The 13,733-nt window shown below is 68.2% G+C and carries 13 protein-coding genes; 7 read left to right on the plus strand and 6 right to left on the minus strand.

What is annotated here, in order from left to right:
• Positions 1 to 183: 183 nt before the first annotated feature.
• The 3 genes from AC1DSO_RS04285 to AC1DSO_RS04295 are packed head-to-tail and all read right to left on the minus strand — an operon-like array spanning position 184 to position 3,221.
• Positions 184 to 1,524: a zinc-binding metallopeptidase family protein gene (locus AC1DSO_RS04285; RefSeq protein ID WP_477067668.1), complete on the minus strand. Its 1,341-nt coding sequence runs from the start codon at positions 1,522 to 1,524 to the stop codon at positions 184 to 186.
• The gene (locus AC1DSO_RS04290) at positions 1,525 to 2,148 is read right to left on the minus strand and encodes a cysteine hydrolase family protein (protein WP_477067669.1); all 624 of its coding nucleotides are present in this window, start codon (positions 2,146 to 2,148) and stop codon (positions 1,525 to 1,527) included.
• 8 nt (positions 2,149 to 2,156) lie between these two features.
• Complete coding sequence (locus AC1DSO_RS04295; protein WP_477067670.1) at positions 2,157 to 3,221, minus strand: LLM class flavin-dependent oxidoreductase; 1,065 nt, start codon at positions 3,219 to 3,221, stop codon at positions 2,157 to 2,159.
• A gap of 187 nt (positions 3,222 to 3,408) precedes the next feature.
• Between AC1DSO_RS04295 and lptC the strand changes: the two genes are divergently transcribed.
• The 7 genes from lptC to spt all read left to right on the plus strand — a co-directional run bounded on the left by lptC (position 3,409) and on the right by spt (position 10,718).
• Positions 3,409 to 4,041 (plus strand): LPS export ABC transporter periplasmic protein LptC, encoded by a 633-nt coding sequence (lptC, locus tag AC1DSO_RS04300; RefSeq protein ID WP_477067671.1) that lies wholly within the window; start codon positions 3,409 to 3,411, stop codon positions 4,039 to 4,041.
• 1 nt (position 4,042) lies between these two features.
• The gene (locus tag AC1DSO_RS04305; RefSeq protein ID WP_477067672.1) at positions 4,043 to 5,170 is read left to right on the plus strand and encodes a glycerophosphotransferase; all 1,128 of its coding nucleotides are present in this window, start codon (positions 4,043 to 4,045) and stop codon (positions 5,168 to 5,170) included.
• Positions 5,167 to 6,552, plus strand: a complete 1,386-nt coding sequence (locus AC1DSO_RS04310) for a lipopolysaccharide biosynthesis protein (protein WP_477067673.1) — start codon at positions 5,167 to 5,169, stop codon at positions 6,550 to 6,552. The genes AC1DSO_RS04305 and AC1DSO_RS04310 overlap by 4 nt, the downstream gene beginning before the upstream one ends.
• Positions 6,515 to 8,233, plus strand: a complete 1,719-nt coding sequence (locus tag AC1DSO_RS04315) for a fatty acyl-AMP ligase (protein WP_477067674.1) — start codon at positions 6,515 to 6,517, stop codon at positions 8,231 to 8,233. The genes AC1DSO_RS04310 and AC1DSO_RS04315 overlap by 38 nt, the downstream gene beginning before the upstream one ends.
• The gene (cerR, locus tag AC1DSO_RS04320) at positions 8,226 to 9,170 is read left to right on the plus strand and encodes a ceramide reductase (protein WP_477067675.1); all 945 of its coding nucleotides are present in this window, start codon (positions 8,226 to 8,228) and stop codon (positions 9,168 to 9,170) included. The genes AC1DSO_RS04315 and cerR overlap by 8 nt, the downstream gene beginning before the upstream one ends.
• 78 nt (positions 9,171 to 9,248) lie before the next feature.
• Complete coding sequence (locus tag AC1DSO_RS04325) at positions 9,249 to 9,500, plus strand: acyl carrier protein (RefSeq protein ID WP_047413332.1); 252 nt, start codon at positions 9,249 to 9,251, stop codon at positions 9,498 to 9,500.
• A gap of 3 nt (positions 9,501 to 9,503) precedes the next feature.
• Entirely contained in the window at positions 9,504 to 10,718 is a 1,215-nt protein-coding gene (gene spt / locus AC1DSO_RS04330; RefSeq protein WP_477067676.1) for a serine palmitoyltransferase, read from the plus strand.
• Between the two features lie 74 nt (positions 10,719 to 10,792).
• Here the strand turns inward: spt and AC1DSO_RS04335 are convergent, their stop codons facing one another.
• Genes AC1DSO_RS04335 through AC1DSO_RS04345 form a run of 3 tightly spaced genes read right to left on the minus strand, consistent with a single transcriptional unit; the run spans position 10,793 to position 13,733 of the window.
• The gene (locus tag AC1DSO_RS04335; RefSeq protein ID WP_477067677.1) at positions 10,793 to 11,674 is read right to left on the minus strand and encodes a hypothetical protein; all 882 of its coding nucleotides are present in this window, start codon (positions 11,672 to 11,674) and stop codon (positions 10,793 to 10,795) included.
• Positions 11,671 to 12,663, minus strand: a complete 993-nt coding sequence (locus tag AC1DSO_RS04340) for a diacylglycerol/lipid kinase family protein (protein ID WP_477067678.1) — start codon at positions 12,661 to 12,663, stop codon at positions 11,671 to 11,673. The genes AC1DSO_RS04335 and AC1DSO_RS04340 overlap by 4 nt, the downstream gene beginning before the upstream one ends.
• Positions 12,582 to 13,733 carry a CDP-alcohol phosphatidyltransferase family protein gene (locus AC1DSO_RS04345; protein ID WP_477067679.1) on the minus strand — a complete coding sequence of 384 codons (1,152 nt, stop codon included), beginning with the start codon at positions 13,731 to 13,733 and terminating at the stop codon, positions 12,582 to 12,584. Before AC1DSO_RS04345 ends, AC1DSO_RS04340 begins: the two co-directional genes overlap by 82 nt.

Raw genomic sequence — 13,733 nt, forward strand, 5'->3', positions numbered from 1 at the left:
TTCGAAACCCAGAATGGGCGTTTTCCATCGCCGCGAGTTAGAGGGAGACCGTTCGTGGGGGCGTCTCCCCATCGGAGGGACGTCGATGGCCCCTTACTGTCGACGCGCCTGCCGGTCGGGGAATTGAGCAGCTCCGACCGGCGTCCCACACGCGCCCCGGAAGCCGGGATGAGCGTTCCGCGCTTACACCCCGAACGGATTGTCCGGATAGACGGAAGAGGCCCGCGCCGCCTCGTCGCCATCGGCCCGCCCACAGACCGCCAGGGCCGTAAGCGCGTAGATCAAGGCGCTGTCGGCCAGGTCCTTCGGTGACGGCCGCCAGCGCTTCGGGCCCGTCGTGATCGCCGGAATCCGGTGCATGTTGAAGACGTTGTGGTCGCGCCACATGCTGGAATAGACCGGGCTCGCCAGCGCCGCCGGGCGACCCAGGCCCAGACGCGTGGCCGCGTCCACCGCCCCGACCAGCGGCGCGACCTCGCCGGCGGCGGCCTCGAAGCCGTGGCGGACCACGACCGGCTCGATCTCGACCCGCCCCACGCCCGCCGCGCGCGCCATGGCTTCCAGGGCGTGCTGCGCGTCGGCGGCCTTCTGACGGGGGTTCAGCCCGACCTCGAGATAGAGGCTGACCACCTCGGTTCCATCGCCGAACTGGTAGGGCACGCCCCCTCGAATGGCGCAAAGCTGAACCTTGGGCTCGGCGATCCCGCCTTCGCTCTCGTAGCGGCTGGCGGCCTCCCAATCGCGGGTCCAGGCGTGGATGGCGTCGGTCAGCGCACCGACCCGATAGATCGGGTTTCGGTGGTCGCTGGCGCGCTCCGGATGGCGCAGCAGCGGGGTGAAGGTCCCCTCGCCCCACAACCGCAGGCGGAACACCGCATAGCCGCAGCCGACCGAGGTCCAGCCGAAGTCGCAGCCCTCGGCGGCGATGGCGTAGTCGGGCGCGACGCCGCCGTGGTGAAACAGGTAGTGGGCGCCGATGTCCTTGCCGAGGTAGGCGATCCCACGATGCTCCTCGATCGGCTCGGGCCCGATCTCGCCGGGACAGGCGGTCAGGTACATCTTGCCGGCCAGGCCGTAGCCGGCGGCCTTCAGCGCCTTGGCCGCGATCAGGAAGCAGCTCATCGGCCCACGATCGTTGGCGATCGGATAGCCGCGCAGCACCCCGTCCTCGATCCAGCAGCGCTCCCACTCCGGGTCGGCCAATGTGGCGGGGCTGTACTTGTGGACGTCGAGGTCGGGATCGCGGGTCGGGCTCTCGGTGTCGAGATGGGCGGTGAACAGCAGGTTCTTGCCCCTCCCCAGGCCGCCATAGGCGCCGATGACATTGAACCGCTCCGGCGTCGCGCCGACCTTGCGCGGCGAGAAACCCTCGCGCGCCATCCAGTCGTGGACAAACTGGCCAGCCTCTCGCTCTTGCCCCGAACGACTAGGGATGTTGCCCAGGGTCAAGGCCAGTTCGACCAGCTCATCTTCGTCGATGGCGGCGGCGATCGCGGCGCGGTCAGCCTGGGAGATCGGCGGCACTCAGGCGCTCCAGGCGGCGGCGACGCTGGCCGAGTCGGTCAGGATGGCGGTGTTGAGGTCCAGCATCTTCAGAGCCCCGGCGTGCAAGTCCGGTTCGTAAGCGGCGCAAGCGTCGGCGGCGACGAACACATGGTAGTCGAGGTTGAAGGCGTCGCGCGCCGTGCCGTCGACGCAGCACTCGGTCGTCAGGCCCGCGATCACCAGGGTGTCGACACCCAGCGTCTTCAGTCGCGCGTCGAGGTCGGTGTCCCAGAAGGCGCTGTAGCGGACCTTGCGGATGATCAGTTCGCCCGGCTGGGGCTGGGGACCGACAAAGGCGCTGCCGGCCTCGTCCGCCCGGCAGAGCGCCGCGTCGACCGAAGGGTCGTCGCCCCGCCGCCGCATCCGCTCGTTCCAGGCCGAGGAGTCGGTCTCGGGTGTCGTGAACAGGCCGGAGAACACCACCGGGATCTTGGCCGTCCGGGCGGCCTCCGCCAGCCGCTCGGCGGCCGTCAGCGCCGGGGGAACGGTGGAAAGGTCGAGTCCCCAGCGTCCCGCCGCGCCTTCGGAGGAGGCGAAATCGGTCTGCATGTCGACGATCAGCAGCGCCGTCCGTTCGGGCGCGATCCAGTCTTTCAAATTCAAGGCCAGGCTCACGAGAACACAGCCCGCAGCTTTGGCAGGATCTCGCCGCCGAACATGGCCAGCCCTTCCTCATAGTCCGGGAAGATCAGCATCAGCCCGTCCAGCTCGCACTCGACCATGAACGCTTCGATCTGTTCGCGGCAGGTGGCGGGCGAACCGACGACGGTCTGGGTCATGAAAGCGCCCTGCTTGGCGACCACCGCCTGCAGCCGGTCGGCCGGCACGCCCCAACTGGCCAGCATGGCCAGGATCGCGCCGATGTCAGCCCCCTCAGCGTAGCGGCGGACCAGGGCCTCGGCGCCGGCGTCGCTCTCGGCGTGGATGATCGTGCACATGGCATAGGTGCGAACCGTTTTGCCCAGGCTTTCCGCCAGTTGCTTGGCCCGTCGGGAGGCCTCGCGGTGCTCTTCGCGCGAGCGGCCGCCGATAAAGCAGGCGTCGGCTTCGCGCACCGAGAACTGAAAGCCGCGATCCGACATGCCCGCGCAGATCAATTCGGGGCGCGGCTTGGACAGGGGCTTAGGCTTGGACTGGCAGTCCTTCATCGTGAAATACTTGCCGGCGAAGTCGACGCTGTCCTCGGTCCACAGGCGCTTGACGATGGTCGTCCACTCCTCGGCCAGGCCGTAGCGGTCGTCGTGGTCCAGCGAATCGTCCCAGGCGCTCATCTGGTCGAATTCGGCCTTGTAGGCCCCGGCGACGATGTTCAGACCGGCTCGGCCACCACTGATGTGGTCCAGGGTGGCGATCATCTTGGCGGCCACGGCCGGGTTCTGCAGCAGCGGATGGACCGTGGCCCAGATGCGGACGTTCGTCGTCGCCTCGGCGATGGCGGCCATCAAGGTCACCGACTCGAGCGAGGTTCCCCAGTGGTCGGTCTCGCCGCCGAAGCCGCGGAACTTGCCCATCGACATCACGAAATCCATACCCACCTGGTCGGCGGCCACGGCGGCGGCGCGGTTCTGGGCATAGAGACCGTCCAGGGGCGGCGTCGTCTTCGAGACGATCCAGCCGCCGTTGGCCACGGGCAGGAAGACGCCGAAATCCTTGTGCTGCGACGGACGATGGAACATGACGCGGATCCTTACACGGCGTACCAGCGAGGATCACGCGGTTCGGCGCCCTAAACAACCGGCAGGCAATCGAACTTGACGGGGCGTCGGCCGCCCCCATTTGCACCCCACCGCCATGCGCCAGGACCGCGCACCGGGAAACAAAGGTCTTGGGCGAATGACGACGTGGGACTATCCATTCCCCCAAATGCTCACCCAGACAGATGGCGCCTCCGCCGTCCCCCCCACCGAAACCGCCGCTGAACGGGCCCGCAATCGCCGGCGGAAGCCGGTCCGCCGCCTGCGCCTGGTCCTGGCCATCTTCGCCGTCGGCGTCGGCGTGGCCGTGGTCGGCCAGGCCTCGTGGCGCAGCTTCGCCTCGAACAAGCTCCAGACCCAGGCCGCCTCCACGCCGCTGCTGCTGAACAAGCCGCGCTTCACGGGCGTGCTGAAGGACGGCCGGGCCTTCCTGATCACCGCCGACCATGCCGAGCGCGACGCCAAGGACCAGAACCTGGTCCGCCTGACCGCGCCGCTGCTGGTGCGCGGCTACGGCGCGCCCGATCCCAGCCAGGCCACCGCCAAGTCGGGCCTCTATCGCGAGGCCGAGCACAAGTTACTGCTGTCGGAAGACGTGAAGATCACCAGCGCCGAGGGCTACACGTTCGACGCCCCCCAGGCCTTGATCGACATGCGGACGGGCGAGGTCAGCGGCGATGCCGGCATCGCGGGGGGCGGTCCCAAGGGCAGCACCCGGGCCAACAGCTACAATGTCACCGACAAGGGCGACCGCGTCGTGCTGAACGGCCGCGTTAGAACCCGGCTGGAGCCGCGACGCTGACGTGGCCGCCAGAAAACGCGTCTGCTTCCTCTATATCGCGCAACACCACCAGGTTTGGCACAGCCTGTCGGTGGCCGTCGCCATGGCCCGGCGTTGGCCGGCCATCAAGGTCGAGATCGCCGCGACCACACCCGAACTGATCGACTATGTCGCCGGCCTGATCGCCGAACTGGGCGGCGCGCCGATCGAGCTGGTCCTGCTGCCGCCGGCGTGGCTGCGTCATTTCGGCGGCGGCGGCTTGCCGCCCAAGGCGCCGATGCTGATCGCCAACGCTCCGCGCCTGGCTCGCTACGACGCCGTAATCACGCCCGAGCGCACCACAGCCCTGCTCCGCCGGCTGGGCGTGCGCCGTCCGCTGCTGGTCTACACCCAGCACGGAGCCGGCGACCGCGGAGGACCGTTCGAGCCGCGCCTGAAGATTTTCGATCTGGTCATGGCCGCCGGCCGCAAGCAGCGCGACCGCATGCTGCAGGAAGGTTGGGTCACCGAAGACACCTGCGCCATGGTCGGCTATCCCAAGTTCGACCTGGTCGATGACCTGCCGCAACGCGCCGCCCCTCAATTCGAACACCCCGGTCCGGTGGTGCTGTACAATCCGCACTTCCACGCCGAACTGGGCTCCTGGCCCAAGTGGGGCAAGCAGGTGCTGGAGTTCTTCGCGGCCAACGACCGCTACAACCTGATCTTCTCTCCGCACATCCGCCTGTTCGAGACCGCCTCGACCGAGGAGCGGGCGGCGTTCAGGGCTTTCGCCGAACACCCCCGCATCCACGTCGACCTGGGCGGGCCGGCCGCCGCGGACATGACCTACACCAAGGCCGCCGACCTCTATCTCGGCGACGTCTCCAGCCAGGTCTACGAGTTCCTGCGCACGCCCAAGCCGTGCCTGTTCCTCAATTCCAGCGGCGTGGCGTGGTGTGGCGATCCCAGCTTCCACCATTGGCTGTTCGGTCCCGTGCTGGAGACCATCGACGGCCTGGGCGATGGGCTCGACGGGGCGTTCGCCAATCACGATCAATACCGCGAGACCCAGGTCTGGGGCATCGACGAGACCTTCGACGTCAGCAACACGCCGGCCTCGGTGCGCGCGGCCCGCGCCATCGTCGACAAGCTGGAGCGCACGGCATGACCGACGCTCAGACCCCGCTTGCCTCGACCTCTCCGCTCAAGAAGGTCTTGGCCAACGCCGGCCAGCTGCTGAGCGGCCGCGTGGTCAACGCCGTGGTCGGCTTGGCCTATATCGCCCTGACCGCCCGTAGCCTCGGCAAGGAAACGTTCGGCGTCCTGGTTTTGATCAACGCCTTCGCACAGTTCCTGGGCGAGGTGGCGCACTTCCAGTCCTGGCAGACCCTGCTGACCTACGGCACCGGGCCGCTGATGGACGACGACAAGCCCAAGTTCCAGCAAGTGCTGCGGCTTTCCCTGCTGCTGGACCTAATCAGCGGCGTCCTGGGGATCCTGCTGGGCGTTCTCGGGGCCTGGTTCTTCTGGCAGGAACTGCGCTGGCCCGCGGGCACGCACGGCTACGGCGCGCTTTACGCCGTATCGATCGGAGTCATGACCTCGGCCACTGGCGTGGGCCTGCTGCGCCTGTTCGACCGTTTCCGTTTCCTGGCCGCTGAGCAGGCGATCAGTTCGTTCGTCCGAATGATCGGCTGCGCTCTTTGCGCGGTGTCCCACGCGCCGCTGCCGTACTTCCTGGCGGCCTGGGCGGCGGGGACCTTCGCTTCGTTCTTCTACATCGCCTCGATCGCCATCTGGGACCTGAACCGACGCGGCCTTCTGAAAGGTTTCACCCTGGTCGGGCCAACCGGCCAGGGCTTCCCCGGCGTCTGGCGGTTCGCCATGGCCACCAACTTCTCCAGCACCCTGGACGTCGGCTTCACCCACGTGCTGACCATGGCCGTAGGCGCCCTGCTCGGCCCCGCCCAGGCCGCCTTCTGGCGGATCGGCAAGCAGGTGGCCGACGGCATGGCCAAGCCCGCCCGGCTGATGGTGCCCGCCCTCTACCCGGAGCTGGCCAAGATGCGCGCCACGGGCGGCCGGCTGGCCATGACCAAGCTGGCCGTGCAGATCGGCCTGATCGGCGGCGCCGCGGCGGGCGTACTGCTGCTGGTCAGCCTGGTCGCGGGCCGTTGGATCTTGACCATAACCATGGGTGAGAGCTACGGCGCGGCGGCTGGGGTCATGAATTGGCAGGTCGCGGCCGCCGCGATCGGGGTCATGACCCTGCCGCTGGAGCCGATGCTGGTCTCGATGCGCGCCGCGGGCGCGGCCTTGACCGTACGCCTGGTGGTGGCGACCGCCTATCTCGCGGCCCTGGTTCCGCTGATTACGACGTTCGGCCTGACCGGCGCGGGCGCCGCCCTGGTTGCGGCCGCTTTGGCCATGGCCATTGGCATGTATTTCATGGCGCGCCGCAGGCTCGCCCGACTCGCGGCGGAAGATTCCTCCGCCCGCACCGAAAAAGACGATGAAGGCCTCTCTTATGATCACCCCCACGGCGTCTGACCGCAAAGTCCGGTTCGCCGACTTCCCGACCCTGACCGAGGCCCTCGACTTCGCCGCCAAGGGCGAAACGGGGATCAACCTGTATTCGCTGCGCGGCGAGCTGGTCGAGGCCCTGCCCTACGCCAAGCTGCGCGAGGACGCCTTGGTCCTGGCCCGCCGCCTGTTGGCGACCGGCGCCAAGACCGGCGACAGCGTCGCCCTGCTGGCCGAGACCGACGGCGACTTCGTGCGGGCGTTCTTCGCCTGCCAATACGCCGGCCTGCTGCCCGCCCCCCTGGCCCTGCCGACGCCCCTGGGCGGCCGGGAAGCCTATATCGAGCAGATCAAGAACCTGGCGAACTCCGCCCAGGCTCGGATCCTGATCGGCCCGGTCGGGCTGAAGGACTGGGTGGCCGAGATCGGCGAGCGCGCCGGGCTCGACTTCGCCGGCGTCCTGGCCGATCTGCCGGAAGACGGCGGCGCGGCCCTGCCGACGATCAGCCCGGAAGATCCCTGCTACCTGCAATTCTCGTCGGGCAGCACGCGTACGCCGACCGGCGTCCTGGTCCGCCACAAGGCGCTGATGGCCAACTGCGTGGCCATCACCCGCGACGGCCTGCAGGTGAGCCCGGAAGACCGCGCCATCTCGTGGCTGCCGCTCTATCACGACATGGGCCTGATCGGCTTCCTGCTCAGCCCGCTGAGCTGCCAGATGTCGGTCGACCTGCTGCCGACCGGCGCGTTCGTCCGCCGCCCGCTGCTGTGGATCGACCTGATCGGCCGCAACAAGGCCACCATCGCCTACAGCCCGACCTTCGGCTACGAGCTGTGCGCCCGCCGGGTTCAGGGCCAGCCTCTGGACGCCTACGACCTGGCTCATTGGCGCAGCGCCGGTCTGGGCGGCGACATGATCCGCATGCCGCCGCTGAAGGCCTTCGTCGAAGCCTTTGGGCCGGCTGGCTTCTCGGACAAGGCGTTCGTGGCCAGCTATGGCATGGCCGAGGCGACCCTGGCCCTGTCGATGGCGCCGCTGGGCAAGGGCCTGCGGGCCGAGACCCTGGACGTCGAACGCCTGGAGCGCGACGCCGTGGCCGTCGACGCGCCTGAGAGCTCGGAACGCGCGCGCGACTTCGCGCGCTGCGGCCCGGCCTTGCCCGAACACTTCCTGGAGGTGCGCGGCGAGGACGGCCAGGTGCTGCCCGAGCGCGGCGTCGGCCGCATCTTCGCCAAGGGTCCTTCGGTGATGAGCGGCTATTTCGCCAATCCGGAAGAGAGCGCCCGCGTGCTATCGGCCGACGGCTGGCTGGACACTGGCGACATCGGTTTCGTCATCGAAGGCGAGATCGTCATCACCGGCCGCGCCAAGGATCTGATCATCCTGAACGGCCGCAACATCTGGCCGCAAGACCTTGAATGGACAGCGGATCACGAGATCGAAGGCCTGCGCAGCGGCGACGTCTGCGCCTTCGCGATCCCCGCTGAGCCCGAGGACCAGATCGTGGTCCTGGTCCAGGCGCGGGGCGGCGATGTCGACAGCCGCCTGGCCCTCGTCGAGTCGGTGACGACCCTGTTGCGCACCCGCCATGGCGTCGACGCCAAGGTGAAGCTGGTCGGCGCCCACGCCCTGCCCCAAACTTCGTCGGGCAAGCTGAGCCGGTCCAAGGCCCGCACTGCCTATCTGGCCGGGACCTACGGTGACTAGCAGGGTCGTCGCCGTCACCGGAGCCACGGGCTTCCTGGGCCGTCACCTGGTCCGCGCCCTGGCCCGGGACGGCTGGACGCCGCGCGTCCTGGCGCGCCGCGACCCGGTCTCCCCCCTCTGGCGCGAGATCGAGGTCGAGGTCGTCACCGGCGACCTGAACACTCCGGGGGCGCTAGATCGCCTCTGCGACGGCGCCGAGGTGGCCGTCCATGTGGCGGGCCTGATCAAGGCCGCCTCACTGGAGGGCTTCAACGCCATCAACCGTGACGGCGCCCGCGCCGCCGCCCTGGCCGCCCGCGCGGCGGGCGCGCGGTTCATCCTCGTCTCCAGCCTGGCCGCTCGCGAACCCCAGTTGTCAAACTACGCCGCCAGCAAGCGCGCCGGCGAGGACGCCGTGCGCGAGGCCGCGCCCGACGCCTTGATCGTGCGCCCACCCGCGATCTACGGCCCCGGTGACACCGAAACCTTGGGATTTTTTCAGCTGGCCGCGAAAAGCCCGATCCTGCCGGTGCTCTCGCCGGCCAGCCGGATCGCAATGATTCACGTTCTGGACGCGGCGGCCAAGCTTGCGGATTTTTGCAAAAACCCCATTTCAGGCTTGATCGAGCTGTCAGATGTGCGGCGTGACGGTTACACTTGGGTGGAAATCATGAGCGCGGCTGGCGTCGTCATGGGYGCGAAACCGCGCTTCGTAAGGCTTCCCGACACAGCGATCTTAGCCGCCGGAGCCCTTGCTGACGCTTGGTCTTCGGCCACTCGCACCCCTGCCGTATTCGGTTTTGGCAAGGCCAAGGAGTTGCTTCACGCAGATTGGACCCCATCTAGCGCTCCGATGGCGGAGAGAGTACCCAGCGTGTTCGGTCTGATTGATGGGTTCAAAAACACCGTCGATTGGTATCGTTCTGAGGGTTGGCTACCCAAAAATATCGTCGCCTAGTTCAATTATGGCGGAATTCTGACAGACTCGCCGTTACAGTAGTGTCACGGGTGGGGCTCCCGGAGGTTTGATTTAGATATGGAAACGGTGACGGATCTCAGCTTGCGCGAGATCGGGGTAGCGGCGAGCAAGGTTCTGGGACGGCCTGTCGAGGTGCGTGCAGAGTCGCATATCGGCCGTGATCTCGCCGTAGATTCCCTGGCCCTCATGAACATCATCATGGAACTCGAAGACACCTTCGACATCTCCATTCCTCTCGATCGCCTGGCCTCAGTCGAGACCGTTGGCGACCTTTCCAAACTGATCAATGATCTCCGGACTAGGGCTTAACTGATGGGGCTATTCGATAAGCACCTGGCCTATCGCGACGCGTACAAGGCCATTCAAGAGGCGGGCGCCGACCCGTTCAAGGTTCGCTTCGACTCGGTGATCTCGCCGACCGAGGGCGTCGTCGAGGGTCGCCCGACGATCCTGCTGGGCACCAACAACTATCTGGGCCTGACCTTCGACCAGGAAGCGATCGCCGCTTCGGTCAAGGCCGTCCAGGAGCGCGGCACCGGCACCACCGGCTCGCGCATCGCCAACGGCAGCTTCGAGGCTCACGTCGAGCTCGAGACCGAACTGGCCAAGTTCTACGGCCGCAAGCACGCCATGGTCTTCACGACCGGCTACCAGGCCAATCTGGGCGTGCTGTCGACCCTGGTGGGTCGCGGCGATCACCTGATCCTCGACGCCGACAGCCACGCCTCGATCTACGACGGCTCGCGTCTCGGCCACGCCGAGGTCATCCGCTTCCGCCACAACGACCCTGAAGACCTGGCCAAGCGCCTGCGCCGCCTGGGCGATGCGCCGGGCGAACGCCTGATCGTGGTCGAAGGCGTCTATTCGATGATCGGCGATGTCGCGCCGCTGAAGGAAATCGCCGCGATCAAGCGCGAGATGGGCGGCTACCTGCTCGTCGACGAAGCCCACTCGATGGGCGTGCTCGGCGCGACCGGCCGCGGCCTCGCCGAAGCGGCGGGCGYGGAAGAGGACGTCGACTTCATCGTCGGCACCTTCTCCAAGAGCCTGGGCGCCATCGGCGGCTTCTGCGTCTCGGACATGGACGACTTCGACGTCATGCGCGTCGTCTGCCGTCCGTACATGTTCACCGCCTCGCTGCCGCCGGCCGTGGTCGCCTCGACCGTGACGGCCCTGCGCCGCATGATCGAGCAGCCCGAGCTGCGCGACCGCCTGAACCACAACGCCAAGCGCCTGTACGACGGCCTGACGACCCTGGGCTTCCACACCGGCCCGACCGCCAGCCCGGTGGTCGCCACCACCATGCCGGACCAGGAACGCGCCATCGCCATGTGGAACGGCCTGCTGCAGGCCGGCGTCTACCTGAACCTGGCCCTGCCGCCCGCCACGCCGGACAGCCGTCCGCTGCTGCGCGCCAGCGTCAGCGCGGCCCACACCAACGAACAGATCGACACCGTCCTGGCCACCTTCGCCGAAATCGGCGCGGCCCTCGGTGTCATCGAGCCCCTGAAGCGCGCTCGCGCTTAAGAGTCTCGCATCGTTGAAACGAAGACGCCCGGGCTCGCGCCCGGGCGTTTTTGTTTGCCGGCTTATCCAGACGATCAGGCCGTTCGCCGCCGGTTCTTCCAGACCTTCAGCAGCACCGCCGGCGCCGACAGGATCGGATGCCGCTCCCGCCAAGGCGTGACCTCGACCTGGACGCCCGTGTGCCGCTGGATCTTCCAGGCGGCGTATCGCGCCGCGCCCTGGAAGGTGAAGGCGGCCTTGATCAGCCGCGCCACGTTCAAAGGCTTGCCGGCCAGCTTGCGCAGGCTCCAAGACTTTCTCAGCCGCGCCCGCTCGCTCTCGGGCATCGCCGCGCCCTCGTCGCGCCAGACGGCTTCCATGACGTGATCGTAGCGCTGAGGATCGTAGGTCAGGATCGAGACCTCGCGCCCCGCCTTCTCGACCCGCAGCTCGGCCTGATAGGTTTCCTGGAACAGCGCCGTCCACAGGGCGTGAGGGCTAGCGCCGACCGGCCCCAGGGCCTGGGCGAAGCGCGCCGCCGTGCGGCAGGCGTCGGTCACCGCGTCGATCACCGCCTCGCGCGCACCGGGCGCGACCCAGACCAAGGCGCAGGGCTGGACGAAGCGGGCCCAGATGGTGGTGTCCGCCCCCGCCCCGCTCGTCGCCCGCTGGAACTGGCCAAGCGTCATCAGGGCGACCTTGGCCCGCAGGACCCGCCCCCCATGTTCCAGCTCGTGATAGCTGACGTCCGGCCACAGGATGCGGGTGAAGAAACCGCGCCAGCCCGCGGGCGGCCGCTCGGTCAGGACGTAGTAGTCCAGCACGCCCGACAGATCGCCCGTGCGCAAGATCGAGCCATAGAACAGCACCCCTTGGACGCCCGGGAAGATCGTCGTCAGGTGTTCCGCGAAGGCGGTGATCGGGGCGGGGGTCGGCGTGGACAGCTCGGCCGCGACCAGGTCGCGAAGGCCGCTCATCCGACCAGGAACCTCAGCGACGGCCCCAGGGCGATCGTCAGCTCGCCACCCTCGAACACCTCGCCGTCCAGCACGAACGGCGCGCCGCCGCCCAGGCCGACGAGGCTGGGGTCGCGCCGGCGATACCCCATGCCCTCAAGCTTCGGCTCCGCCCTGCCGCTCAGCACCAGTGGAAGCGCCTTGAAGAGGCGCCTGGGCGGTGCGTCGACGTCCAACAGCTTCAAGCCCTCGCGCGGAGGCCCGAAGGGCTTGAGGCCAAAGGGCAAGCGCTTCAACGCCGTCGCGACGACCGCGAACCGCTCCGCGCCAGGCTGAGTCTCGCCATCCAAGCTGAGCTTGACTGGCACGCCTTCGCGCCATTCGTCGCGCGCGCCGCCGAACAGCGCGCCGAAGCTGGCCGTGGTGATCGTCACGACCACCGCGAGATTGTGGAAGAAGCCGACCTTGTGGACCTTCTGGGACAGGTTGGTGGCCTTCACCAACGCCCCGATGCCGAAGAAGAACCCCTGCAGACAGGGCCTGCCATCGGCCCAGCTGACTCGCAGCGGCGGCCGCGACTTGACCGTGGGCTCGGCCCGGCGGGCGGCGATCAAGGCCTCCTCCAGCCGCCAGTCCCTGGGCGTGCCCAGGTCGATGGCTAGGACGTTGGTCTTGCCCGACGGCAGCACCGCCAGCAGCGGCAGGTTCTCGCCGAACGTGTGCGGCAGCAGACTGATGACGTCGCGCACCGTGCCGTCGCCGCCGTCGATGATCAACAGGTCCAGGCCATCGCGAGCGAAATCCTCCAGCGCCGTCCTCAGGGCCTCCCGTCCGAACGGCTCGACCAGGCGCACGCCTTCGGGCGTGGGGCCCGGCGGGCGGGCCCGGTTGCCATGGCTCTTCGGATTGCGGACGACCCCGATGCGCGTCATTTCGACAGCCACGATTGGATGGAGCCCTTCGGCGCGGCCAAGCCCTGTAGAATCTGGACGGCGTGCACTAGCAAGCACACCGCGGTCCAGATCGCCACCAGGGTGAAGCCGACGTCCGGCCGTCCGGCGAGGACGCAGGCGGTCATCAGGATCAGATTGGGGTTCCGGCGCGCCGTGATCAGCCGGAAGAAGCTGTCGAACGGCCGCCAGGCGTGCATCTCCAGCTTGAACAGGGCCAGGAAGATCCCCTCCTCCACCCGCTGGGCGACGTAGCCGCCGATGACAACCGCCAAGCTCAGACCCGCATAGGGGATCGACTGGCCGACCGCATAGACACCGACGAACCAGGCCCACCACCAGAACGGCGGATGCAGCAGGTCGATGCCGTGGTCGAAGACGTTGCCCCACTTGGACGAGGTCAAGGTCACCCGGGCCAGCTTGCCATCGACCGTGTCGAGAAAGGTCATGATCCAGGCGCAGACCAGGCCCCAGCCGAAATGACCGGTCCAGAACAGCCAGGTGGCGGCCAGGGTCAGCAGGAAGCCGATGAAGGTCACCTGGTTGGGCGTCATCTTCGCCAGGGCGCACCAGCGGGTCACGATCCGCGCCGGCGTCGGCCAGACGTATTTGGTGACCAGATCGGTGACGCCCTTGTACGAGCCCTGGAACAGCCGCTTCTCGACCGCGCGCACCGTTTTCGGCGTCAGGCGCTCCAACACGGGCGGCTCACGCTTGCGCAGGGCGCTGTTGTAGGCCGAGCCCAGCTCCAGCGCGGTCAGACGCGTGAGGCGCGGATCCAGGCTCGAAGGATCCTGTCCGGCGGCGAGCGACTCGCTGGCGGCGTAGGCCAGCTCGGCCGGCGCATGGACAGCCACGGCGCGACCGGTCTCGTCGACCAGCACCGCGCCCTCGCGCCCCGCCAGGGCCTTGATCAACGACTCGTCGAACACCCAGCCGGCGTCGACCGCCACTACGGGGTTCGACAGATCGACCGCCGGCGTCTCAGCCAGGCTCAGGCGGCGATAGATCCGCGACAGGCGCTCGCTGGAGCTCATGCCCCAGATGCGCCCGCCGGCCTCGCCTACCGTCAGAGCGCGCGCCCCCCCGCCAGTCCCGGGGCCAGGCCCGTTTTGCATTTCACCGCTCAA

The organism is Caulobacter sp. P4_E5 (assembly GCF_056401555.1).